This window comes from Alteromonas sp. ISO5 (assembly GCF_058105165.1).
The window spans coordinates 515,773-539,717 of sequence record NZ_CM176572.1 but is presented as its reverse complement, the minus strand read 5'-3'; the positions used below and the strand labels follow the sequence as shown (position 1 = coordinate 539,717).

The 23,945-nt window shown below is 49.1% G+C and carries 17 protein-coding genes; 9 read left to right on the top strand and 8 right to left on the bottom strand.

All coding sequences use genetic code 11. The features are described from left to right. Positions 1-43 precede the first annotated feature (43 nt). The 3 genes from AC2T0J_RS02320 (at position 44) to AC2T0J_RS02310 (ending at position 5,777) form a co-directional block, all read left to right on the top strand. A complete protein-coding gene (locus AC2T0J_RS02320) occupies positions 44-2,416 on the top strand; it encodes a TonB-dependent receptor domain-containing protein (RefSeq protein ID WP_489808590.1) in 2,373 nt (790 codons plus the stop codon). Positions 2,417-2,732: 316 nt separating this feature from the next. Beyond that, positions 2,733-4,097, top strand: coding sequence for a DEAD/DEAH box helicase (locus AC2T0J_RS02315; RefSeq protein ID WP_489808589.1), 1,365 nt, complete (start codon positions 2,733-2,735; stop codon positions 4,095-4,097). A 300-nt stretch (positions 4,098-4,397) separates the two neighbouring features. After that, positions 4,398-5,777, top strand: a complete 1,380-nt coding sequence (locus tag AC2T0J_RS02310; protein ID WP_489808588.1) for a DUF4397 domain-containing protein — start codon at positions 4,398-4,400, stop codon at positions 5,775-5,777. A gap of 107 nt (positions 5,778-5,884) precedes the next feature. Here the strand turns inward: AC2T0J_RS02310 and AC2T0J_RS02305 are convergent, their stop codons facing one another. Continuing rightward, positions 5,885-7,642: a metallophosphoesterase gene (locus AC2T0J_RS02305; protein ID WP_489808587.1), complete on the bottom strand. Its 1,758-nt coding sequence runs from the start codon at positions 7,640-7,642 to the stop codon at positions 5,885-5,887. A 231-nt stretch (positions 7,643-7,873) separates the two neighbouring features. On the opposite strand from AC2T0J_RS02305, the gene AC2T0J_RS02300 reads away from it, so the two are divergent. The 3 genes from AC2T0J_RS02300 (at position 7,874) to AC2T0J_RS02290 (ending at position 13,442) form a co-directional block, all read left to right on the top strand. Next, positions 7,874-8,926, top strand: a complete 1,053-nt coding sequence (locus tag AC2T0J_RS02300) for a Ca2+-dependent phosphoinositide-specific phospholipase C (RefSeq protein WP_489808586.1) — start codon at positions 7,874-7,876, stop codon at positions 8,924-8,926. Positions 8,927-8,954: 28 nt separating this feature from the next. Further along, positions 8,955-11,699, top strand: a complete 2,745-nt coding sequence (locus AC2T0J_RS02295) for a TonB-dependent receptor (RefSeq protein WP_489808585.1) — start codon at positions 8,955-8,957, stop codon at positions 11,697-11,699. A 321-nt stretch (positions 11,700-12,020) separates the two neighbouring features. Further along, the gene (locus tag AC2T0J_RS02290) at positions 12,021-13,442 is read left to right on the top strand and encodes an inorganic phosphate transporter (protein ID WP_489808584.1); all 1,422 of its coding nucleotides are present in this window, start codon (positions 12,021-12,023) and stop codon (positions 13,440-13,442) included. A gap of 29 nt (positions 13,443-13,471) precedes the next feature. On the opposite strand, the gene AC2T0J_RS02285 is transcribed toward AC2T0J_RS02290, so the two are convergent. Both AC2T0J_RS02285 and AC2T0J_RS02280 read right to left on the bottom strand, forming a co-directional pair. Further along, entirely contained in the window at positions 13,472-13,666 is a 195-nt protein-coding gene (locus AC2T0J_RS02285) for a hypothetical protein (protein ID WP_489808583.1), read from the bottom strand. A 163-nt stretch (positions 13,667-13,829) separates the two neighbouring features. Continuing rightward, positions 13,830-14,780, bottom strand: a complete 951-nt coding sequence (locus AC2T0J_RS02280; RefSeq protein WP_489806326.1) for an IS30 family transposase — start codon at positions 14,778-14,780, stop codon at positions 13,830-13,832. 198 nt (positions 14,781-14,978) lie between these two features. On the opposite strand from AC2T0J_RS02280, the gene efpL reads away from it, so the two are divergent. Together efpL and AC2T0J_RS02270 are read left to right on the top strand one after the other, a co-directional pair. Further along, positions 14,979-15,554 carry an elongation factor P-like protein EfpL gene (gene efpL, locus AC2T0J_RS02275; protein ID WP_489808582.1) on the top strand — a complete coding sequence of 192 codons (576 nt, stop codon included), beginning with the start codon at positions 14,979-14,981 and terminating at the stop codon, positions 15,552-15,554. Positions 15,555-15,564: 10 nt separating this feature from the next. Beyond that, on the top strand, positions 15,565-15,906 hold the full coding sequence (locus AC2T0J_RS02270; RefSeq protein WP_489808581.1) for an FKBP-type peptidyl-prolyl cis-trans isomerase: 342 nt from the start codon (positions 15,565-15,567) through the stop codon (positions 15,904-15,906). Positions 15,907-15,922: 16 nt separating this feature from the next. Here the strand turns inward: AC2T0J_RS02270 and AC2T0J_RS02265 are convergent, their stop codons facing one another. The 4 genes from AC2T0J_RS02265 to AC2T0J_RS02250 all read right to left on the bottom strand — a co-directional run bounded on the left by AC2T0J_RS02265 (position 15,923) and on the right by AC2T0J_RS02250 (position 21,054). Then, positions 15,923-18,841, bottom strand: a complete 2,919-nt coding sequence (locus AC2T0J_RS02265) for a TonB-dependent receptor (protein ID WP_489808580.1) — start codon at positions 18,839-18,841, stop codon at positions 15,923-15,925. Positions 18,842-18,861: 20 nt separating this feature from the next. After that, entirely contained in the window at positions 18,862-19,884 is a 1,023-nt protein-coding gene (locus tag AC2T0J_RS02260) for a FecR family protein (protein WP_489808579.1), read from the bottom strand. Positions 19,885-19,941: 57 nt separating this feature from the next. Continuing rightward, positions 19,942-20,469 carry an RNA polymerase sigma factor gene (locus tag AC2T0J_RS02255; protein ID WP_489808578.1) on the bottom strand — a complete coding sequence of 176 codons (528 nt, stop codon included), beginning with the start codon at positions 20,467-20,469 and terminating at the stop codon, positions 19,942-19,944. A gap of 126 nt (positions 20,470-20,595) precedes the next feature. Continuing rightward, positions 20,596-21,054, bottom strand: coding sequence for a hypothetical protein (locus AC2T0J_RS02250; protein WP_489808577.1), 459 nt, complete (start codon positions 21,052-21,054; stop codon positions 20,596-20,598). A 189-nt stretch (positions 21,055-21,243) separates the two neighbouring features. Here AC2T0J_RS02250 and AC2T0J_RS02245 point away from each other — a divergent pair, with 189 nt between their 5' ends. Further along, complete coding sequence (locus tag AC2T0J_RS02245) at positions 21,244-22,281, top strand: sensor domain-containing diguanylate cyclase (protein ID WP_489808576.1); 1,038 nt, start codon at positions 21,244-21,246, stop codon at positions 22,279-22,281. On the opposite strand, the gene AC2T0J_RS02240 is transcribed toward AC2T0J_RS02245, so the two are convergent. Continuing rightward, on the bottom strand, positions 22,278-23,891 hold the full coding sequence (locus AC2T0J_RS02240) for an RNA polymerase sigma factor (protein ID WP_489808575.1): 1,614 nt from the start codon (positions 23,889-23,891) through the stop codon (positions 22,278-22,280). The two genes, AC2T0J_RS02245 and AC2T0J_RS02240, sit on opposite strands and share 4 nt — an antisense overlap. Between the last annotated feature and the right edge of the window lie 54 nt (positions 23,892-23,945).

Genomic DNA, 23,945 nt, shown 5'->3' with positions numbered 1-23,945 from the left:
ATAACAACACACACTGAACAACGCATAGACATATAGGAAACTCATGAAAATTCGTTTTGGATATTCTTGTTTGGCACTCGCCATCCAGTTAGGACTGATGCCCGCCGCTCTGGCTACTGCAGTACCAGATAGCGAAGATATTGAACACGTAGTGGTATCAGCGACCGGTTTTGAACAGAAAATTACCGAAGCTCCCGCCAGTATTTCTGTGATCACCGCAGAAGATCTCAAAACCCGTTCGTTCACTTCTTTACTCGATGCAGTGCAGTTTCAGGAAGGTATTGATATTGGCACTACCCGTGATAAAACCGGCAAAGGCAGCGTTAGTATGCGTGGTCTTACCGGTGAATACACTTTGCTACTGATCGACGGGCGTCGTCAGAATAACCATGGTGATATTTACCCTAACAACTTTGGTGGCAACGCATTCAATCACATGCCACCGCTGGATACTATTGAACGAATCGAAGTGATTCGTGGTCCCGCTTCAACGCTCTACGGTGCAGATGCGCTGGGTGGCGTAATTAATGTAATCACTAAAAAGCACCGTAGTGAGTGGGGCGGTAACATCACCTTTGGCCGCAGTCTGCAAACTAACGATGACTTTGGTGATGACATCACTACTGATTTTTCGGTTACTGGCCCGTTGATTGAAAATCTGCTAAGCCTGGGCATTCGCGGCAGCATATATGAGCAGCAGGCGTCTACACCACAAGTGGCGCCGGCAATCGACCCGAATGGCGTTGTGCATATGCGTTCGCTGGGCTTTGGTGGTGGCGGCCGCACGGTCGATAATAACAGCAAGCACTACGGTTTCAGCCTGAACTACACGCCTGCTGACGGCCATGAAATTGGCTTTGATTTTGATGACTCTCATCAGCAGTACGACAACACGCCTGAGTTTAACCTTGATACCGGCGAAATCATCTATCCGCTGGGGACCCGCGATAGCATCGAAAGTTTGTGGCAAGACCGCCGTGGGCAGGTAAATCCGCGCGCCGGATATGCTGCTGAACAGGAATTTGATCGCCAGTGGTGGTCATTAACTTACGACGGTAAGCTGAACTTTGGTACTGTTGCGGCATCACTGGCCTACGTTGATACAGAAAATAATGGCCGTACATTACCACTGAGTGTAGCGGAACGTCAGTTGCTGCAAGCCATGTACGACGGCACAGGTGAATACGAAGGCATGAGTGAAGAAGCCCGACGGGATCTGGCCGAACAAACGTTTCTGCCGCGTCCGGCGCGCCCACTCGACAGCAGCCAGTATACCTTTGACTTACGCTTTGATATTCCGGTTGAAGACTTAGCCGGCGATCATAATTTTGTGTTTGGCGCACAGGTAATCGACGGCGAGCTCAAAGACGGCGTATTTGGTCTTGAGTCCGGTGATCCCGGTGCCGTACAGGAACAAAAAATGTATTCCCTGTTTGCCGAAGATAACTGGGGCATTTTTGATAGCATGACCCTGACCGCTGGTTTCCGTTACGACGAGCACGACGTTTTTGGTAGCCAGACTTCACCGCGGATCTATGCAGTATATAACATTACTGATTACTGGACGGTGAAAGGTGGCGTAAGTACGGGTTATAAAACGCCGCAAACGACCGATTTGTACGACGGTATCATTGGTTTCGGTGGTCAGGGTACCAGCCCCTTTGCTGGTAACCCGGAGCTGAAACCCGAAACCAGCGTTAACTCTGAAATCGCGGTGTACTGGAGTCGTGACGCACACAACTTCAATATCACGTATTTTCAAACTGACTTTGAAGACAAAATTGCCAGCGGTGATACAGTGCAGAGCTGTAATACTACCGGTGGTGTTCGCCCGTGTGTAAACCTTGGTGAGTATGACGAACTTGGATACGACACTTACAGCCAGCGTATTAACATCGACGAAGTTGAGCTGCAGGGGATCGAAATGGCCGGCCGCTACGGTATCACCGAAGACTGGTCAGTCTACTTAAATTACACCTGGACTGACAGTGAACAAAAAAGTGGCCCGGAGGCCGGTTTGCCTCTCACCAACACTGCAGAGCACATGGCGAACGGTAACATCACCTGGCAGGTGAATACCGACTTAAATGTTTACCTGCAAGGCGAGTACCGTTCGGATCGTTATCGTGGTTATGATTCAACCTTGGATCGTGAGCTGTATTTCAAAAACTTCGCCATGTTGCACTTGGGCGCACGCTGGCAGTTAAACGACAACGTGATCCTTAATTTACGGGTTAACAACCTGCTTGACAGAGACTTTACTACCTACTCCGTTACCTATGACGACCTGAATAACGATGGTCAGTTCGAATACCTCACGGGGCGCGGCGTAGTCAGTGAAGTGAACTTTACCGACGATTACAACGTCAAAGACAGAGCCAGAAACTTCTGGGCTGGCGTTACTGTTAGCTTTTAATTGCGCGATCCCCGATTCTTCTGCATAAGCGGCCTGCGGGCCGCTTTTTTTATGGGCGATCGAGCTCAGGTAATAAAGGTTGTTTAAAAAATAAACTGGCAGGTTAGCCCAAAGGGTGGTATTATCCGCCCGCCTTTGAAAGGTACTATTTCAATTTGCTTCACGCTTCTTCCGTTAGTCCGAGTAAGTCCCCGTAGAGATTCACATTCTGACCGTCTGATATGAGCCAGGTAAACACCGATAGCCTTTTTCTTTCGTGCAACTGCGAGTCGTGCATGGACTCATTATTTCGTACTAACTAATACACCGAGGTATTATGTCTTTTAGTCAACTAGGGCTGTGTGACCCACTTCTTAAAGCAATTCAAGAGAAGGGCTACAGTTCGCCTTCGCCGATTCAACAAGAGGCGATCCCGGCTATTTTAACCGGTCGCGATGTGCTGGCTGCAGCACAAACCGGTACCGGTAAAACGGCAGGCTTTGCCCTGCCGGTTCTGCAACGTCTGGCGGCGGGTCCGAAAACCAAAGCCAATCATGTGCGTGCGCTTATCCTCACGCCAACCCGTGAGCTTGCTGCTCAGGTCGAAACCAATATCCGTGAATACAAAACTCACCTGCGTTTAAAGAGCTCTGTGGTGTTTGGTGGCGTGGGTATCAACCCGCAAATGAAGATACTGCGTTCCGGGGTGGATGTGCTGGTGGCAACGCCGGGCCGTTTACTGGATTTGTATCAGCAAAACGCGGTGAAGTTTGAGCAACTGGAAATCCTCGTCCTGGACGAAGCCGATCGTATGCTCGACATGGGCTTTATCCATGATATTAAGCGTATTCTTAAGTTACTGCCCGCGCAGCGTCAGTCGTTATTATTTTCAGCCACATTTGCCGACAATGTAATGACACTGGCTGAGTCGATTACGCGTAACCCGATTAAATTAGCGGTAACGCCGGCGAATACAACGGTAGAAAAAATTGAGCAACAGCTGGTGGCGGTGGATAAATCACGCAAGATTGCGGCACTGACCAAACTGATTAAGACTCAGGACTGGCAACAGGTGTTGGTATTCAGTCGTACTAAACATGGCGCCAACCGAATTGCCGCCAAACTGGAGAGTGCCGGTCTGCCCAGCGCAGCCATTCATGGCAACAAAAGCCAGGGAGCGCGAACAACGGCGCTCAAAGCGTTTAAAGATGGCCGGGTAAAAGTGCTGGTAGCGACGGATATCGCCGCTCGTGGTATTGATATTAGTGAGCTGCCTGTAGTGATAAACCTTGACTTACCCAACACTGCTGCCGACTATGTACATCGCATCGGCAGAACAGGGCGGGCGGGTTCTGCCGGACAGGCATGGTCACTGGTGAGCGCCGATGAACTAGATCAGTTGCAGGATATTGAGCGGCTTATTCAGTTGCTTATTCCGCGCGAGAGTCTGGCTGGGTTTGAGCCTAATCAGCCTCTACCAGAAACTAAACTGTTACCCCCGAAGAAAATTAAAAAGCCAAAGACGGCAAAAAATACTTCTTCAGATGCGGCCGGTAAGCCCCAGCGCACCGGTAAGAGCCCTCAGCGGAACGGCAACAACCACCCACGCTCAGGTAAAGCGGCTGATAACAACAGTCAGTCCCGCCCACCACGTCGCCGCAGAGTCAACACTCAGGTAAAGCGCAAAGCGGTGGAGGCCTGAAGCCAGCGCTAACCTATAAAGCTAAAGCCCTGTTCATTCCTGACAGGGCTTTAGCTGATTACATCATTTCTCAGCAATATCTTCGCCTTATCTGGGCATTGTATTATCAGTATCTAAGGGCGCTGCAAAGGGGCGTGAGGCTGGTAACAGGCTTATTGACCTCAAATTGCATTGATTAGATATTAGGCTAAACGCTATTTGTAAAATGTAAATGATGTTAACCAAAAGTTGCAAGGAGCATGATCCCTTCACAAAAAGACCTCGTAACCGTATTTGTCACAACACAACAACGAGGAAATAATGATGAACAGGACCATGTCGCTCCTTGCAGCGTGCAGTCTACCACTTTTTTTAGCTGGTTGCTTATCTGACGATGACGACGATGAGGTAGTACAACCGAAACCCGAATTTGCCAATGTGCGGGTCATCCACGCCGCTTCCGATGCGCCGCTGGTTAACATTACCGCAAACGATGTCATCCTGAATAACCTTGAAGGCGTTGACTATCAGGTCGCTTCAAGTCGCTTTGAAGTTGAAACCGGCACCTACGATATTGGCGTAACCGCCATACTGCCAGGGGATAATGCCGAAGTTCTGCAAGCGGATGTTACGCTGGAAACCGATACGAATTATGACGTCTTTGCCGTAGGCAGTGTAGCCGATGATTCGCTCATGCTGTTGCCGGTAACCAGCGCCGAAACGCCGGTAACTGCCGGTAATGCACAGGTACAAATTGTGCATGCCGCATCAGCAGCGCCTACAGTTGATATCTATGTCACCGGCCCTGATGCTGCGCTGGCCGATGAGCAGCCGCTGGTGACTGCTGCGTTTACTGATGCCACCGATTTAGTCCAGGTGCCAGCCGGTGAATACCGTATTCGTATAACCCCGGCAGGCAGTATGGACGTGGTGTTTGATTCCGGTACCGTGGCGCTGGCTGATGGTGCTGATTTACTGGTAGCTGCCACCAACAATACCGGCAGCGGTGATTCACCGGTAACATTACTGGTTGCTGATGGCGAGAACGCAATCAAACTGTGGGACGCAAATACCACTGCTGATATTCGCGTAGTGCATGGCATAAGTGATGCCCCGGCGGTTGATGTAATTGCTAATAACGAACTGGTACTGGTTGATGCCTTGGCATTTCCTATGGCCACCGAGTATTTGTCGGTGATGCTCGCAGATTACCTGATTGATGTTGTGGCAGACGCTGACAACAGCATTGTGGCCATTGATGACGCTGCGGTCACTCTGGAAACGGGCATGTCTTATACTGCCATCGCCAATAATGAACTGGCAGCACCGGAGCTGGACCTGCTAATGGATATGCCGCGTCGTGTGGCGACCGAAGCAAAAGTACGTATTATTCATGCCTCACCGGCGGCCGGAAGCGTTGATATTTATGTCACCGGCGACGGAGAGATTGCGGATGTGGATCCGGCTTTTGCCGGCGTTGATTATTCCACTGATGCACTGGCCGAATCCGGTTATGTGAGCCTGGCGGCCGGTGAGTACTTTGTTACTGTAACGGCAGCGGGAAGCAAAGAGGCTGCGATTGCTACCGGTTCACTGATGCTTGATGCCGGCAATGTATACACTGCCATTGCGGTAAATGGTGCAATGGAAGGGGCTTTATCACAGTTGGTTTTACTGGATGACTTTGCGGTTGCCCCCTAAGGTCGTCACCTAAACAAGCAACTAATAGCTCCGCCTCCGCCAGAACTAAGAAGCCTGATGGGACTGACTTGTCAGGCTTCTTTGGGCTGGGTACTAAACGGCAAGTATCAAAGTAGTATATTGAAACGCTGTTTATCCTGTTGTGCGCTATTAAGTGTTTCTAGCATCAGATGCATGACTTTATTAAGACGCCGGTTGAAGCCAACAGTGCTCTGGCTGCTGCGACATTGCCCCTTAACCAAGTGACGATATAATTGGTGATATATTTTTCTATTACTCTCTAATTCAGTAAATTCGCCAGCATTGCGAGCGCGATAATAGTCATCGACAAATAGCATTGCGCTGTCTTCCAGAAAGCCAGAAGGCCAGTTGTCGGAGATTGGGCAACCAGCTAATGCCAGAATGCCTTGCACCGAATGTTGTGTAAATACGCTGGCTAAATCCTGGGGCCACTCTCGTTGCAGGTAGCGCTGGCGAATCATTTGTTTCAGGTGAGCGTCCGTAAAGTCAGAATAATCGGTGACCTGTAAGGTTGTGGCTGGCCAGTTTGTCATTTCTTGCTTCAGTCGGTACTGCCACTCAGTTTGATAAAGTGTAAACCAACGGTTAAATTCCGGCACCTCTTTCACTATCACGGTTTCGATGCTGGCCTGATTATCTTGTTTAAGCGTTAGTACCGTGTAACCAGGCTGATAGGCCGCTAATGACGGCATCTGAACGTTGAGTAAGCTGCGTTGACTGGAAGTCGCCACATCATAAAGGTGCATATGTCCGGCAAAATGCAGGGTCAGGCCCGTAGCGGCCAGCGCCTCTGTTGTGCCTTGCTTTGGCAACCGTTGTAATTGCATTGCCTTATTGCCAAATAGCTGCGCTATGGTGGTGGCCTGATTATCGTAAAAGTCAGCCATAGGAAAATGACTAAAAGCGATGAGTTTTTTGTTCTTCGCTTTGGCCCGCTTAGCTACATCACTAATCCATTCAATGAGTTCGGGTTTATAGTGTAACAAGGCGTTATAACCGGCATTGCCAGAACCTTTAAATTGCCCGTCGCTAACATCTCCGACAGGTTCATAAACGTTGGCATCAATGGCCAGTAGCCATATTCCCTCAATAGGTTCAACCAAATAACTGCTGTCTGGCATAGCAATACAGTGCTGCGCTTCATCACACCACTGCCAGTGTCGCTGATCCAACTCTTTGGACCCGAATGGGGTTTCAAACAGTAAGTCTTCCTGATGAGGCATAAAACCGTGACCAGACATAGCAGCCACAATCTCAGCATAGCCCCATTCTCGCAGGGCGTTGGTACAATGCGAAGCCTGTTGATTCTTGCATGCCTGATGGTCTTGGCTTACCACTGTTATTTCACTGCCCGTTGACGACAGAAAGTCCATTTTCCCGCCGGGGCGACTAAATGGTCGCGTTGGGTCGTGATTCCCGTTTATGGCGTAAAAGCGCAGGTTATAGCGCGCGCTATACTCATCCAGCAATTGTGTTAATGCAATGATATTGGTCGGTTGACCATCGTCAGAAAAATCACCAGGCAGCGCTACCAGCTTAATTCCCTGCCGGGCAATGTCGTCTAACGCGGCCCGTAACACCCAGTAGTTTTCGTTAAATAGTCGGGTTGAATGTAACTGTGCGTTCATGCTGCGCAGTAATAAAGGCGCGCCGGTTACTGGATCTTTTGGCAGATCGTTGTCAGGCAGGCCTTTGGCCGCTGCATAGGGATCGTGCAAATGAATATCGGCTAGAAACGCAATGCGTATTGGTGTTTCAGTATCACCATTGGTCGTCGCCTCCGCCGTTTCTAAGCAAAGTAGAAGCAGCATCAAAGCACTTTTCACTATCCACATTTTCAGCATGTGTCACTCCGTTTATTAGCCTGTTAATCGTCGGGGTTTGCGGCCAAAAGCTGTTAGCCATTGAGGGAGACGACTGATATCAAAAAACGGGGACAGGTGTTTTTAAATTGTCATTAAACTTTCACTAACTATATGACATTTTTATTAAAATTTATCTTTTTTGATATTTTTACGTCCCCGTTTTGAAGCCCATTCCCTCTTTCTTACATACCTGCCAACCGGAGTGTGATAATGCGTTTTTTCAGTTTGATTGGGCTATGCCTGTTACCTGTTTTGACCAGTGCTGCAACCTTAAGTGATTACCAGATCATAGGTTCCCACAACAGTTATAAACGGGCTTTGCCGTCTTCTTTATTCACACAGTTACAAGCTGAGTATCCCCGCTTAGCGCAGCAAATAAATTATCATCATCCGGCTTTAGCCGCCCAGTTGTCTCTAGGGCTTCGCCAGTTGGAAATCGATGTCGTCAACGATCCGGATGGTCATCAATACGACACACCGGAAATGGCCCAGCAGCTTAACGAGCAATGGTTAACCGCTGATGAGCGTCAGGCGCTGGCACAACCCGGATTTAAAGTGCTGCATATTCCCCATGTAGACGTACTGAGCCACTGTGTAGTGTTTAAAGAGTGCCTGAACCTATTAAAAAGCTGGTCTGACAGCCACCCGGGGCACTTTCCGGTAATGGTGATGTTAAACGCGAAAGAAAATCAGCCAGCGTTTATTTCGCGTCCGGTGCCCGCATCTTTTACAGCACAAACCTACCAGGCGCTGGATGCAGAAATTCGCGCGGTAATGCAGGGCAAGCTGGTAACGCCCGATGATATTCGAGGCGAATGTCATCGTCTGAGCGAAGCGGTGCGCCGCGCTGGCTGGCCTGACATTGACTCCCTGCGAGGCAAATTTATATTTCTGTTCGACGCAAACGCCAGTCAGCGCGCGTTATATGCCCAGGAACATCCATCATTGCGCGGGCGTAGCATGTTTGCCTCTTATCCGCCAGACAGTGATGAAGCCGCCATCATGGTGCGTAACGATCCCGTTCGCGGGTTTAGCGACATCCGCCAACTGATTCAGCAAGGCTTTTTGGTGCGTACCCGGGCAGATGCCGATTTTAGTAAAACGCCTGCGCAAATGCAGGCACAGTTTGAACAGGCGCAGCTTAGCGGCGCACAGTTTATTTCTACCGATTTTTATCCCCGCTCACCGCAATCTCAACAAACCGGGCATACCGTGCGGTTTGATGACGGCGCTTTAGTGCGGGCCAATCCATTTACTCAGTAATTTAACACCACTTATTTAAGGATTTACAATGCAACCGTCTTTTCGTAAACGTTTAGTCGCGCTCTCTGTGATGAGCGTGATGGGCTCATTGCCATTGACTGTAGCCGGGCAAAGTGCCGAGGATGCCGTGATTGAAGAAATCGTGGTCAGCGGTTTTCGTGGGTCACTGCTGAAAGCCAAAGATCTTAAAAAAGACGCGCTGGGTTCTCAGGATTCAATTCTGGCCGAAGATATCGCTGATTTCCCCAGTCTCAACCTGGCTGAATCGATCCAGCGTATTCCCGGGGTGACTATTACCCGTGAAGCCGGTGAGGGGCGTCAAATCTCACTGCGCGGATTAAATGCCGATTTTACCCAGGTGCAGTTAAATGGCATGGAGGCGTTAGGTACGTCTTCCTCGCCGATGGACAGTCGCGGAACGGTAAACGCATCACGTTCCTTTGATTTTAATATCTTTGCTTCTGAACTGTTTAATCAGATTGATGTTAAGAAAAGCTACTCGGCAGATATGGACGAAGGTGGTATCGGTGGCACTGTTAAGTTATACACCGCTAAGCCATTTGATTATGACGGTTTTAAAAGCGTGATCAGCGCCCAGGCCGGTGATAACTCCTTAACCGATGATACCAGTCCGCGCATTGCGGCACTGGTGTCGAATACCTGGGACAAATTTGGCGCGTTATTCTCATTGGCGTACAGCAAACGAGATACCAGTGAGCAGGGCTACAATACTTACCGTTGGCGTCCGCGTGATGCGCAAGGGTCTGATATTTCAGCGTTGCCTGCGGCCGATCAGGCGGCGGTAAACAGTGGTGAACTGCGTTTTAGCCGAGGTAGCCGTTACTCGCTGTTCAATAGTGAGCAAACGCGCCTAGGCGCGACCCTGGCATTACAATATCGCCCGACTACGGATCTGTCTTTTGATTTGGATGCACTGTATGGCGAGTTGAAAAACGACCGTGGTGAATTTCACCTGCAAAGCCGTGGCTCAAGCTCTACGGCGCTGGGCTGCACCGGCCCGGATTACGACAGCAGCCGCTATTTCTGCTCTTCGCTGACAGCCCTTGAGTACAACGCCAACAACGAAGTGATCTATTCACAGTGGGAAAATACCGCGCTGCACTCTGAAAGTCGCGATCAAAGCGCCAATACTGAAGTCTCCCAAATTGTACTAAACGGCGAATGGACAGTCAGCGACGATCTGATCATCAGCGGTCTGGTTGGCCATATGCAAAGTGATTATGAAAGTAACAGTGCCAAGGTTTACCTGGAATCTTTCGGCGATATGACCATTGATTATCGTCAGGATCGATTCTACGGCACCAATACTTATCAGGATGGCTACGACCCAACCAATATCGATGAATTCCGTTATCACGAAATCGATCTGGCAGAAGATGAAGTGTCGAACAGCTTCGATATTGCCAAGCTGGATGGAGACTATCTGTTAACCGACAGCAGCAGTCTGAAGTTCGGGGTGTCGTTTAAAACCTTTGAGCACAGCAACAACAATGTGCAGTCGGCCAATGAAATGCGCAGTGACTGGCAAAGTGGTGCAGTGAGTGATGTGATTGACGGTGGCTTAACCTACACCAACACCGGCCATGAAAAGCAAAACTGGTTGAGCATCAATGTGAACGGCGTGCTGGATGAATTTGGCGTAAACCGTCACCTCACCATGAGCACAACTCCGAATGAAGTGACAGAAGACACTCAGGCCGCTTACCTGCTTTATGATTTGGATATGATGCTGGCCGACAGCGAGCTTCGCGCCAGTGTTGGAGTACGCTACTTCGACACGGATATTGAATCTACCGGTTTGGTGAATGGTACTGATTACGTTACCGTTGAACGTAGCTATGACGGTGTGTTGCCAACCTTTAACCTGGCCTGGTATGCCACTGAGAATCTGGTCGTCCGTGCCAGTGCAGGAAAAAACGTCACCCGTCCAACACTGGGCAGCCTGTCTGTTTCCGGCACCGTTAATACCGATCCGCTGGTGGGGTCAAGTGGCCTGAGCATCAGTGCCGGTAACCCGGCTTTACAGCCGTTTGAAACCATCAATATGGAAACCAGCGTTGAATATTACTTTGACGAAGTGGGCTACGCTTCACTAACTTATTTCCGTAAAGATATCGATAACTTTATTGCTACCCGAGTGGCACCGGTAGCGTTTGGTGATACCGGATACCCAATGGCGCTGCTCGATGGCATGCTGGATGAAAACGGTAATCCGCAAACGGCGAAAACTACCTACACCTTCTCGCAACCGCAGAACCTGGAAGACAGCGACTTCTCAGGCTGGGAAGTCGCTATGCAGCGTGATTTTGATTTTCTGCCTGCGCCTTTTGATAAGTTAGGAGCCATTGCCAACTACACCTACGCAGAAGGTGAGTCGTTACATAACATTCTGGTGGACGGCGAGAGCGTTTCGGTTTACCGGCCTTTCTATGGGTTATCAGAAAACACCTATAACGCCACGTTATACTATGAAACAGACTCCTGGGGCGCACGCGTATCTCTGGCGCATCGTGATGATTACCTGACTCAGGTAGAAACCTCCAGTAACGATCAGGATGAAGCCGGTTTCCATGGCACCACCTACTGGGATTTCTCCGCGTTTTACAATATTTCTGACAACTTAAAAGTCAGCCTCGAAGGTATTAACCTGAGCGATGAGCGTGAAGAGCAGTACAGTGATTCTGATGATCGTTTGTATAACACGACTTTAAGTGGCCGTACCTTCTATCTGGGCGTAACTTACTCAATGTAAGACTTATCGTTGTTATCAGTTGGCAGCGTGCAGTGCGCTGCCTGCTGATATACTTCAGGCTTTTTTGACCCAACCTTTATCGATCTCCCCAGCAATACCGGGTCTATCAAATTTTTGTCACAAAAGTCTAGTAGTTTTATGTAGATACCTTTGTTTAAAACTCTGTTACAAGGCAAAAAATTGGCTAATTCTGCAAAAATAAACATCGCATTTGCCCTATTACTGGTTTTGTCTACCTGCTACTTCATATTTTGGGGCCTAGGGTACACCAATCACAATCACATAACGCTGTTTATTCTGGCTACCGTGTTTGGGGTTTTTATGGCCTTTAACATCGGTGGCAATGATGTCGCTAATTCCTTTGGTACCAGTGTGGGCGCCGGCACTTTAACCATAAAGCAAGCACTGGCGGTAGCGGCCGTTTTTGAGGTGAGCGGCGCGTTAATAGCGGGTGGCGAAGTAACCGATACTATCCGTAAAGGTATTGTTGATTTGTCGACGGTAAGCATTCAGCCAATACAGTTTGTGTACATTATGATGTCGGCCCTGCTATCGGCAGCAATCTGGCTACTGTTTGCCACTAAAAAAGGCTGGCCGGTGTCGACCACTCATTCGATTATCGGCGGTATCGTTGGCAGCTCTGTCACCCTGGGGCTGATGATTACCGAAAGTGAGCAAGCTTTGTCACTGGTCCAATGGGACGAAATTGGCACTATTGCTTTGTCGTGGGTGTTGTCGCCGTTGTTGGGGGGGCTGGCGTCTTATGTACTGTATTTTCAGATTAAAAAACACATTCTGCAATATAACGAGCAGGCCAATGAAGAGTTGCATAATATTCGCCGGCAGCGGATCCAGCTTAACGAAGAGCACAAAAGCGCCTTTGAGCGACTCAGTGAACTGCAACAAATCGCCTATACTAATACCATGGTACGTGATTCACAGGCCATGCGGGAAAGTGACTTTGCTCCCACCGATCTGGAGTCTGATTACTACAAGCAACTGTACGAAATTAACGCCAGACGCCAGGCGGTTGATGCACACCGGGCACTGGAAAACTGGGTACCGGTGATTGCCGCCCTGGGGGCTGCGGTGATTTCGTCGATGTTGCTGTTCAAAGGTCTGAAAAATATGGACCTTGGGCTTAATACCCTGCATAACTACCTGATCATGGCGATGGTGGCAGCCGGGGTATGGATGGCCACCTTTATTTTTGCTAAAACCCTGAAAACTAACTCATTGGATAATGCCACGTTCCTGCTATTCAGCTGGATGCAGGTATTCACTGCGGCCGGATTTGCCTTTAGCCATGGCTCCAACGATATTGCCAATGCAATCGGCCCCTTTGCCGCCATTCTTGATGTACTCAGAACCGGCGAAATAGGCGCCCAGGCCAGCGTACCTACAGTGACCATGTTTACCTTTGGTGTAGCATTGATAGCAGGGCTTTGGTTTATTGGTAAAGAAGTGATCCAGACTGTAGGGCATAACCTTACCGCTATGCATCCAGCCTCAGGTTTTTCTGCTGAACTCGCTGCAGCAGGAGTGGTCATGCTTGCCTCAACGCTGGGTATTCCAGTGTCCAGTACACATATTTTAATCGGCGCTGTACTGGGAATAGGTTTGGTAAATCATCAGACCAACTGGGGATTAATGAAACCCATTGCCCTGGCCTGGGTGATTACCTTGCCCGCCGCCGCGTTATTGAGTTCGCTTACTCTGGTTATTCTAACGCAGGTTTTTTAACCTGCGAACAGGACCTGATAACACGCAGGCTAGCGCCAGGTCTCAAGTACGTTATCCAGATACTCCATCACGTCTTTCTCTCCCTCTCGTGAAGATTGGTAATGCTCACAGGGGGAGGCGTCATTAAAGGAGCGGCAAGGTGAGTGCAGCCAGTCGTAAGTGAGCCTCGAATCGTTGAAAAACAAAAAGGCTTTGTCTCTGAGTGCTTTGGTACCGATTTTCATTCTCTTTAACATTCATTAAAAACAACTTGAAAAAAGCTATGTTTAATATACGACGTGCCGATGCGCTTGTCATCGTTTGCTATGCGCGTCGAACTGATTTGTAGTCTGAATGAGAATAATCGTGGATTCGCGAATTCAACTCCGAAGTGCACCACTCGCTAAATTAGGCAGCCTGGCGTAATTCATTGAATACCGCAACAGGTTGCCTGAAGCCGAGACACTTTCTCGGCCTGGCATTTAATGCCCGTTCAATCTCAGTAATTTGCTTGTCCGTTACTGTCCGCAAATCGGTGCCTTTACGTATGTATTGGCGAAGCAAACCGTTAAAGTTTTCATTCAGTCCGCGTTCCCAGGATGAATAAGGGTTCGCGAAGTAAATATCCGTTTTAAGCTTCTCTGCGACCAGCTCGTGGTCACAGAATTCGCTGCCGTTGTCCGCCGTGATAGTTCGGACATGACTGCGATATTTCCACAACATGCCAACCATGGCACGGGCCACATCGGCTGCACTTTTCGCTGGCACTTTGCGTATCAGATACAGCTTACTTTTACGCTCTACCAGGCTGACAATTGCGCCAGTACCTTGCTTCCCCAGAACTGTGTCAGCTTCCCAGTCACCGAAGCGTTTTTTCTTGTCCACGATAGCTGGACGTTGCTCTATCCCAACGCGATTCGGGATAATCACACGCTTCGCGCGGCTACCATTACGGTATCTTCGGTGGCTCTGACGTAGCTGTTTATACAATTTACCGCCGCGTAATTTATCACGCTGGACGTAGCCATAAATCCATTCGTGACTGACGTGATGACCGATGATTTTACCTACACCAGTAATCTGCTCAGGGCTCCACTTTTCGTTAAGCCCGAACTCAACAAAGGTAATCGTCAGTTCAGATATCCTGTACTTTGCGGCCTGACAACGCCGTTTTAATGCCTTGGCCTGAGCGACTTCCGGTAGGTAATGGCTATCTCGAATTCGATTGCGCTTAACTTCACGACTAATGGTGCTGTGACTTACACTCAGACGCTTTCCAATCTCCCGATAACTGAAACCCTCGCGTAAGTAGGCTTCGATCTGGTATCGTTGTCCCTCGATCAACTGCTTGTAACTCATGGTAATACTCTAATTGTTTGGCGACTTTAGAATACCACCAACAGGCAGTTGGTCGTCTGTCACCCTTTAACCATGAGTGGTGCACTTATTATCTGAATTCGGGTTAAGACTTTTCACCGTAATGAAATTCGCGGAAAATACGCTTTTATAATCCGCCAAAAACGTGCGGTTTGTGGCCAGTAAAAAATGGGAATTATCATGCCAAAGGCAAGCGAAATTAAAAAAAATAACACCATCGTATTTAACGGTAAAACCTGTATTGTCAGGGATATAGAACGCTCTGTACCACAAGGCCGGGCGGGTGGCAGTATTTATCGTATGCGAATGTACGATGTAGTCAGTGGTGCAAAGTTTGATGAAACCTTTAAAGACTCAGACATGCTGGAAATGGCTGATTTGATCCGACGCCCCTCGATGTTTTCCTATATCGACGGAGACGAGTATGTGTTTCTCGACAAAGAAGATTACACGCCTTATCACCTCAATAAAGACAGCATTGCTGATGAAGTGCTGTTTATTAACGAAGACACCGACGGTATTTTAGTGGTAATTGTCAGCGACACGCCGGTAGCACTGGATTTACCCATGAGTGTGGAACTGGAAGTGGTTGAGACAGATCCGTCTATTAAGGGCGCTTCTGCCACGTCACGCACCAAACCTGCAACCTTATCTACCGGCCTGGTCGTTCAGGTGCCGGAATATATCAGTACCGGTGAGTGGATAAAAATCAATACCGAAGAACGCAAGTTCCAAAGCCGTGCCGATAAGCACTAAAAGCGCAGTTATGACGGACGAACTGAAAATTGAAGAGCTCATTGAAGGTGATGGTAAAGCGGCCGAAAAAGGCGCGCTAATTACAGCACACTACCGCGGCTGGCTCGCCGATGGTACTGAGTTTGACTCATCCTATGCGAAAGGCCGCCCTTTTCAGACGGTACTTTCTAAAAACAAGGTGATTCAGGGCTGGTTTCTGGGATTGCAGGGCATGAATGTTGGCGGCAAGCGTAAACTGTGGGTGCCAGCAGCGCTTGCTTATGGTGAACGCCAGGTTGGCACTATGATCCCGCCAAACAGCGATTTAACCTTCGAAATTGAACTGCTCGAAGTGCTGACCCGCGACGATTAACGCAGTGGTCTGAGTATTAATAACGGTAAGTGAGGCCAAGGTAATAATTGCGGCCGCTTACCGTCGTATTGTAAGGGCGACGGCTGGAATCGGAATACTGCATTTCCTGCTCATTGGTTAAATTCGTCGCCTCCATTCGCACCTCCCAGGTATCCGAGAATTGATATGCCAGCACGGCATCCAGATACAGGCTTTGTTCAAATCCGGTTTCATCTTCATCCTGCACCGTATTACCATCAACCCGGGCTATGTAGCTATCGCGGTAAGTGGCCGATAGCCGGAAACTAAGCGAATAGCCCTCTATATAAGCCGTTACGTTGACCAGCCAGGGGGATAAAAAAGGCAGTTGCTTGGTAGATAAAGGGCTGCCGGTGACATCATTATAATAATCCACTTTGCCCCGGGAATAACTGACATTGGTGACTATGCCCACGTGATAAGCCTGTAACGCTCCGGAAAGCCCGGCTAGTGAGGTTTCAAACTGTGCGCTGCTTTCAATACCATAAAGCCAGGCTTGTTCGGCATTCACAGCCATTACCTGAACCCCACTCTCGGCAGCTGCCGTAGTCGCAGCAGGTAACACAGCAGCCTGATTGACAATGTAATCGTCCAGCCATTTAGTAAACAGGTTTAATGAAAAACGGTTAGTCTGCTTTGGGTAATATTCAAAGGCCAAATCCAGATTATACGCTGAATAGGGTTTAAGCGCCGGGTTAAATTGCCACAAGGTGTTACTGTCTGCATCATAACCTTCTGGTTGTGCTAGGGTTTCTAGTTGCGGCCTGCCGATGGTTTTGCTAACGGCCAGCCGGTATACCCGCTCCGGTTGGCGGAAATTAACAGCCAGGGAGGGCAACCAGTTCATATGGCTTAGTTCATAGTCTTCTGCGGAAGTGTCAGATAAATGAATACGGGTCACATCCTGTTCTACTCGCAGTCCACTGATAAATTGCCACTGCTTATGCTGCCACTGATGCTGAACATACCCGGCGGCCCGCATTTCTCTTATCGAGTTGTGTTGTGACACCTGACCGTCTGGCCTGATAAAGTCGGAAAACGCTATGGCGTCAGGGGATAGTGGCACAGCAAATTGTGCGAAGGCCGATTGAGGATTAAGTGCCAGCCAGTTGAGCTTAGGATGAGCGTTCAGGACGTAAGAAGCGCCTTCTGGCACCTGATTTAAAACGGACGATGCTGTCCATTCAGGCAGCAAAATATCCTGTATGTCGGTATAGTCTAACGTATTTTTAAAGTGGGTCAGGTCAATACCCATAAGCCATTCAGTGTCGGCATTGTGTGCATAGTTTAGCTGGTACCGGGTATTGGTAAAGGTCGTTCTGGCGCGATACTTTTCACTATCGAGTTCGTTCATTTTCCAGAATGAGGGGGCAGTTAAATCGTCAGCATAGGCTATATCGGCAAAATGGTAATCGCTGCGGTAATCAACCGAAATATCGCTGCTGCCCCGCATGTAAGCCTTAATGCTCAGTGGCATTTCGTAACTGGCTTGCTCTATACCAAAGGTGCCGGTGCCCGATAGTAAGTCAGTAAAGTGGTGCTCAGTATTTAACACCCATTGTTGATATTGAGTGGCGACTTTCTGATAACGGCTTTCGGTGCCAACCCGTGCGTTTTGGTAACGGGCATAAATGAGCTCATTTTGCTGGCTAATCTGCGCTTCTGTTACACGGGTCTGACCTTTAATAATTGGTGTTGAATTATACCCGCGAGGGTACAGGTGGTTTTCCCGTCGCTCGCCGCTAAATTCACCATACAGCCAGTCAAACGTTATATGGCTGTGGGTGGTCAGGTATTCCAGCGATGCACCAATGCCAAGACGTTGCATATCACTATGCCATACCGAATAACGGTTGCCTCGGGGGATCCATAATTGCTGCCCTTGCCAGGCTTGTTGAAGATCGGTGGGAAGTGCCGATATGTCGGATCCTTCAGGTGAGGTTTTACGCCAGCGAAATGTATTCGCACCCACTTCCTGCGACTCGCGGCTGCCGTAAGACACTGACAGCAGTGCTCCCCAGTTACCTCGTGTTGAGGACAGCATGCCGGATAAACGTGGCGCTAAACTACCGGCATATTGGTTAGTGCCGACTTGTTGCGTAACAGACCAACGCAGGCCTGGCGTGTCGAATGGATGAGCTGTTTGCAAGGCTGCTATACCGGCCAGACCACCACTTGGCTGGTCAACCGTGTAGCTTTTGAGTACCTGAATTTCGCTAAACAACTCGGTGGCAAACAGGTTCAGGTCGAAAGAGCGGTCACGATGCTTCTGCAAGCGACTGTCCATAGGCGAATCATTATTGGCGAGCACCGGCATGCCGTTAAGTGTCACCAGAGTAAAGTCGGGGTTAAGACCCCGTAACACGATTTGCCGACCTTCGCCGGCCTCCCGGGTAATCGACATGCCTGGAATTCGTTGCAGCGACTCGGCCAGATTGCTATCCGGGTAAGACGCAATATCGCGGGCGGCAATCACATCACTTATCACAGGGGATTGCCGTTTTTGTTGGCGCGAGCGGTTTAGTGAAGCGCGAATACCGTTAACCGCGACTTCTTCCATTTCCATAACCTTTTGTTGTTGAAGAGATTGTTCAGCCTTAATGACGATACCGTCATCATTGATCTGATAGGTAAGGCCCGTATTCATTAACAACTCAGCCAGGGCGCTATCCAGTGTATAGCGGCCTTCAAGTTTAGCGGCGGCCAAATGATCGATGCGTTTCGCATTAATAATAAATGCCCGGTTAAAGGTAGTTGCCAGCGATTGTAGCGCTTGTTGTAAAGGCTGTGCCTTAATATAAACTGGCCGTTCAAGCTCAGCGGGTGTTGCCGCAACAGGAAGACAGATCAGTAAACTCAGCACAACGGCCAGTTTTAGAGTGCCTGATATTGCTGTGAGTGAGGTAACCGCTATCATGGGTTAGCCAAATTAAAGCGCTACAGCGTTACGGATAGCTGGTAGTGATCGGGCATTTCCCTAAGGGTTAAATCATCCATGGCACTCAATAATTGCAGCGCTTGCTGGGGCGCTTTTAAGTTGAACCGTCCTGATACCGGTAGCGCTGTCTGGCCGTTAATTCTAATCGGTTTATCGGTATAACGGTTGAGCCGGATAACCACGTCAGCAAGCGGTTGTTGACTGACCTCCAGCCAACCGGTCCGCCAATCCGGCAACTGCATACCGGTGAGTTTAAATGTGGCTTGCCAGTGGCCGTTTTGCAATACAACCCCCTCGCCCTTATGAAGCATCAGGGTTTTATCAGCGTTAACCTTTACTATCCCTTCGTATACCCGAATTTCGGTTTTATCGGCTAAACGGTCAATATCAAACGAAGTGCCAACTACCTGCACTGAAGCCGTATCGAGTTGCACTATAAAAGGTCGTTGAGGCTCATGGGCTATATCGAAGTAGGCCTGACCATGGGGCAGACTGACCTCTCTAAAGCTTTCGTTGTGATTCACAGTCAGTGCGGTATCGCCATTTAAATAAACGATAGATCCGTCCGCCAGACTGGCTGAGTTACTTTCACCGACCCCGGTGATAAACTGTTGTTGCTGAGACTGATAACCGGCCGATTTTGCCGTTTGATATTGTGGCTGGAACGTCGGGTCTGGCAGGGAGGTATCCAGTGAAAATAAGGCGGCAACCAAAGCCACCGCCGCGGCGCTGGCAAGACCAATTTTACGCCAGGCAGTCTTTGTTGTGTGTCTGTCTTTTGCTTCTTTGCCGGACCGGGAAGTTGAGGCGCCAGGCACTAATGTAAGTGCCACATTATCTTTAATCCGCTGCGTAGCCACCTGAACTTCGGGCTGACCTAAAGCTGCTGCGATACGATTAAATGCTTGCTGGTTATCTGCACACGTTAACCATTCAGCAAACAGCAGCTTATCCTGCTCGCTGAATTCGTCAATGCGGTCAAACCAGTCTGCGGCTTGTTCTAATCGTTGCGACTCTGTCATTACTGTCTCTTAAAAAGGTCATATTAAGTAGATTCTGAATTGCATCAAACGGGGACACTAATTCTCGATTGTCCAGCCTGCGGCCTCGAGTTTTATGGTGAACTCCACCATTGCCCGGGTTAGATGTTTTTTAACTGCTTCCACACTGAGGTCGAGGCGGCTGGCTATTTCATCCCGGGTTAGCCCATCCACCCTGCGTAATATAAATACCTCACGACGCAGTGGTGACATAGTGTCAAGGATCGCTTCAATACAACTGAGCTTTTGCTGCTGGATGTAGGTAAGTTCAGGACCGTCGTTGGCCGCTTCCAGGTCGATATGCTCAATTTCAACGGCGTTGGGAGTGCGCTTACGCTGAAAGTCATAGAGCACGGACTTTGCCACGGTGATCATATATGCCAGAGGATTTTCCAGATCCGAAAAACGGGTGCTGCGTCCGGTGCGCAGTAGAGTCTCCTGATAAATATCATCAGCCTGAGTGGTATCGTGGGTCAGTCCGTGAATAAATGCTTTCAGCGCAGCCCGAAGCTGCTCAGCTTCAGCGGTACTTATACATTGCCAGTCGATATTTATGCCAGATTGCATCGAGACTCAAATCACTTATCTTTTAAAGTCCTCGACCTTAATGACAAAGTATGACAGTTCGATGGCAACGTAACGCCACTTATCGTACAAAAGAGTAGGTTTAACCTGAGTGTCGAAAGTTAGACATCAGGAGTTGTATTGATGAATAAAGTCCTGGCAATTACCGGAGAAAATATTGTCTATCAGAAAGTGAATCTTCCAGTGCGGGCCAGTTTTGACGAGTTGGAAGCTATTTACCCCGCAATGACTTAGCTTACCATCCAGATAAAACGCATAGGGCGTCCACACGGCGGCCAGATTATCACTTTGTTGCACCGTAACCGCTAACAGCTTTTCATCAAGGTATTTATCAGTCTGGCTCACAAATTCAGCAAATCGCGTAATATCATCCTGTTTAATGTCTCCGCTTTCTTCAGCTCGTTGTAATAAGGCGCCAGCAGTGAACTGTGCTTTGAGTTGCTCGCCATTATGGGCGCGCATAGCATCAAACAGCGCCTTAACGGGCGTATCCGGAGATTGGGCAAACCCTTTAACACTCAGTGAAAATAGTACTATGGTAAATAACAGTGAAGTGGACTTTGACATGGGGAATGTTACTTTTAAGTTACAAATCCAGCACATTATGAGAATTTTAGTGAGTCGTCAAACTGGTAATTTTTTCACCAGACAGATAAATTGCTGATATCTGCGTAGTGGTTGTATGAACAAGTGGTAGTGTTTTCTAAAGGAGTAGGGGCATGTTCGCGGTTTTCATTATCACTTGCAGGGGGACAAATGACCTTAGCCGAAATCGAATCTATTGCAGACAGCTGGCAGGACCGGTGTCAGAAACTGACCACGATTGTGGATATGCAAACCTCCATTGCCAAAGTGGGAATGGATCTGACTTCTGCCATGCAAATTATCGTTAAACATTGTTTAGTGCTGGTGCAATGCGAAGGTGCGGCAATCGAATTTAAAGAAGGTAAAAGTATGGTCTACCGTGCGACGTCCGGGGTGGCCGAACCTTTTTTAGGGCACAGTATTCCTATCGATAACAGCCTGTCCGGATTTTGTCTGCAAACCGGTAAGGTACAACAGTGCAATGATGTTACCGTAAATCGCTGGGCCAATCAGGCTGCCTGTGCTGAAATCGGTGTCGCCTCGATGCTATTGATCCCCCTTCATCACCATGATCATACCGTTGGAGTGCTCAAAGTCTTTTCTCATGCCAAGCATCACTTTACGTCGCGGGATACCGCTGCTTTAAAGCTGGTGTCAGAGCAACTGGCCGCCACACTTTATTATTGCCACCGGTTTGTCGCCGACAACCTGGTCTATCAGGCTACGCATGATTCAATGACAAACCTGTTTAACCGTTCTGCGTTTATGGAACATCTGAATCGCGAGCATTCCCTTGCCGAATCCTGTTCGGGGCAAAAGTTCGGCATTCTGATAGTTGATATGAACGGTCTGAAAACTATTAATGATGAACTTGGTCACCGGGTGGGGGATAGTATGCTTAGCGAGCTCGCCAGGCGCTTGCTCAAAGCATTCAGGCCTGCGGATAAGGTAGCCCGGATTGGCGGCGATGAATTTGGGGTGTTGATGACGAACATTCAACATGAAGACGCAGTGAAGAGCATTACTCGTCGCTTTGAAAATTCTCTCGGCCCAGAATTTGAATTTGAGGGGCATTCACTGACCCTGAGTGCGAGCATCGGCTGGGCGGTATATCCTGACAGTGCGCAAACCATCAATGCACTGCTGGATATCGCGGATGCGCACATGTACGAGAACAAAAACGCCCACTATATGGAGGCGCACATTTAGTCTGCTTTCATTCGTTTAATCACCGTGCGGGCGTGCCAGACTGCCGGGAAGATCACCAGGATTGCAATAACCAATAGTACCCATGTCGAATGCCATTGGAACTCAGAGAGTCCGGCAAGCTCTGCAGCGAGCCCGGTGTTCTCGTGCTGTGCAATGGTGATGGGCCCCAATGCGGCCTCACGGGCTATGGAAAAGCCGCCGCTGATGGCACTATGCCAGCCAACGGCCGATAGCGAGGCAAATGCCTGATAGCCAATTGCTGAAGCCCCAAACGCTATCAGACCGAAAGCGACAGTGCCGGTGCTAATCAGCCCAAAACCGACACCGCCAATGGTAACCAGACCAAAAGAAATTATCCCCACACTGACCGGCGCGATGGCTACGCCGCCCCAGGCAAACAAAAGACCTCTGGCGTGGGTGCCTGCCGCAATCCATCCGTAAGCAGAGGTATCGGTGTGTTCTGGCATACCAAACTGAAAATGGCAAAGGGGGACGCCGAACAAGCGTAATTTACTGATATATTCGCGCTGCTTTGCTCCGGGCTGGTGGGCGCTACCCTTGAACGCCTCGGGGTGCGCAATTCGCTCAAGGGCTCTGAGATCTTTCATTGCCCCAAACAGTTTTTTAACCAGAACCACATAGCTGATAACGAAGCCCGCTACGACAATCTGGGATAACAGGCTCAGCGCAACATAGTGCTTTGGCAATACAAAACAGAGCTGCTTCAGCCCTACCATGCCGGCAATATAGAGGGCAGCGAACACAAAAAACAGGGTGACCGATTTTTTTACCAGGTGGCGTTCCCGTTTCGTGCGGGACTGCGCGAGGCTGGCTCGCAGGCTAAACCATGAGCCAATGAGCCCCGATACTGAAGCCAGCATTGCAGCGAGTGACGCCAGTTTAAACGCCGAACCGGTTTTTAATGCACTGCTACTTATTACGGCAGCTTTGGCGGGCGGGGATATGCCGCTGATCATGGTCATGACAGCTACCGTAAACGCGGCGCCAGGCTTACTGTGTTTAAGCGTATCTTCAACAAAGACTGACATCGCTTCTTTTAGCAGCTTGCGGCCCCTTGAAATACGTTGCTTAACTGCATCTTCACTAAGTTCCAGTTCCTCGGCGACCCGCTGCACAGATTGCTCTTCCCGGTAAAACAGTATCATTGGCTCACGATACAACGGCTCCATTTGATCAAGCACCTGCCATAACAAAGCCTGCTGCTGTTCAGTTATTGCGGTTTGTTCCAGCGCAACCTCGTCAGCAATGTCTTGTTCTGCGGTTAATGAAATACCCTGGTGCTGGGTTTTTTTAGCTGCTTTGCGATAATGCCGACTGACCTTAAAACGTAGAATGCCGCACAGCCAGGCTTTAAGTTTTTCCGGGTTGTGCAGGGTATCCAGCTTACGCCAGCCTTCAACAAAGGTCTCCTGGGCAATGTCTTCACTGTGTTTCAGGTCGCCAGTAGAGGAATAAGCCAGTGAACAAAGCAGGGTCTGGTAACGGTTGACAATTTCACCATAGGCATCACGATTGCCGCCCAGAGACAGCATAACCAGCCCGGCATCGTCTTGTTCGGCTATCCGTAAGCGCTTTTTAAATAAACTCATAATGTCTTTTCTTGGCTACTTTTGGTGTATGTGCCTGCCTGGGAATAAAAGGTG

Excerpts from the sequence above, each read along its gene's own strand:
- AC2T0J_RS02310 (WP_489808588.1), top strand. The coding sequence starts at position 4,398 with ATGATGAACAGGACCATGTCGCTCCTTGCAGCGTGCAGTCTACCACTT.
- AC2T0J_RS02270 (WP_489808581.1), top strand. The coding sequence starts at position 15,565 with ATGACGGACGAACTGAAAATTGAAGAGCTCATTGAAGGTGATGGTAAA.
- AC2T0J_RS02265 (WP_489808580.1), bottom strand. The coding sequence starts at position 18,841 with ATGATAGCGGTTACCTCACTCACAGCAATATCAGGCACTCTAAAACTG.
- AC2T0J_RS02240 (WP_489808575.1), bottom strand. The coding sequence starts at position 23,891 with ATGAGTTTATTTAAAAAGCGCTTACGGATAGCCGAACAAGACGATGCC.
- AC2T0J_RS02290 (WP_489808584.1), top strand. The coding sequence starts at position 12,021 with ATGGCCTTTAACATCGGTGGCAATGATGTCGCTAATTCCTTTGGTACC.
- AC2T0J_RS02320 (WP_489808590.1), top strand. The coding sequence starts at position 44 with ATGAAAATTCGTTTTGGATATTCTTGTTTGGCACTCGCCATCCAGTTA.
- AC2T0J_RS02255 (WP_489808578.1), bottom strand. The coding sequence starts at position 20,469 with ATGCAATCTGGCATAAATATCGACTGGCAATGTATAAGTACCGCTGAA.
- efpL (WP_489808582.1), top strand. The coding sequence starts at position 14,979 with ATGCCAAAGGCAAGCGAAATTAAAAAAAATAACACCATCGTATTTAAC.
- AC2T0J_RS02300 (WP_489808586.1), top strand. The coding sequence starts at position 7,874 with ATGCGTTTTTTCAGTTTGATTGGGCTATGCCTGTTACCTGTTTTGACC.
- AC2T0J_RS02295 (WP_489808585.1), top strand. The coding sequence starts at position 8,955 with ATGCAACCGTCTTTTCGTAAACGTTTAGTCGCGCTCTCTGTGATGAGC.
- AC2T0J_RS02315 (WP_489808589.1), top strand. The coding sequence starts at position 2,733 with ATGTCTTTTAGTCAACTAGGGCTGTGTGACCCACTTCTTAAAGCAATT.
- AC2T0J_RS02305 (WP_489808587.1), bottom strand. The coding sequence starts at position 7,642 with ATGCTGAAAATGTGGATAGTGAAAAGTGCTTTGATGCTGCTTCTACTT.
- AC2T0J_RS02260 (WP_489808579.1), bottom strand. The coding sequence starts at position 19,884 with ATGACAGAGTCGCAACGATTAGAACAAGCCGCAGACTGGTTTGACCGC.
- AC2T0J_RS02250 (WP_489808577.1), bottom strand. The coding sequence starts at position 21,054 with ATGTCAAAGTCCACTTCACTGTTATTTACCATAGTACTATTTTCACTG.
- AC2T0J_RS02285 (WP_489808583.1), bottom strand. The coding sequence starts at position 13,666 with ATGAAAATCGGTACCAAAGCACTCAGAGACAAAGCCTTTTTGTTTTTC.
- AC2T0J_RS02245 (WP_489808576.1), top strand. The coding sequence starts at position 21,244 with ATGACCTTAGCCGAAATCGAATCTATTGCAGACAGCTGGCAGGACCGG.
- AC2T0J_RS02280 (WP_489806326.1), bottom strand. The coding sequence starts at position 14,780 with ATGAGTTACAAGCAGTTGATCGAGGGACAACGATACCAGATCGAAGCC.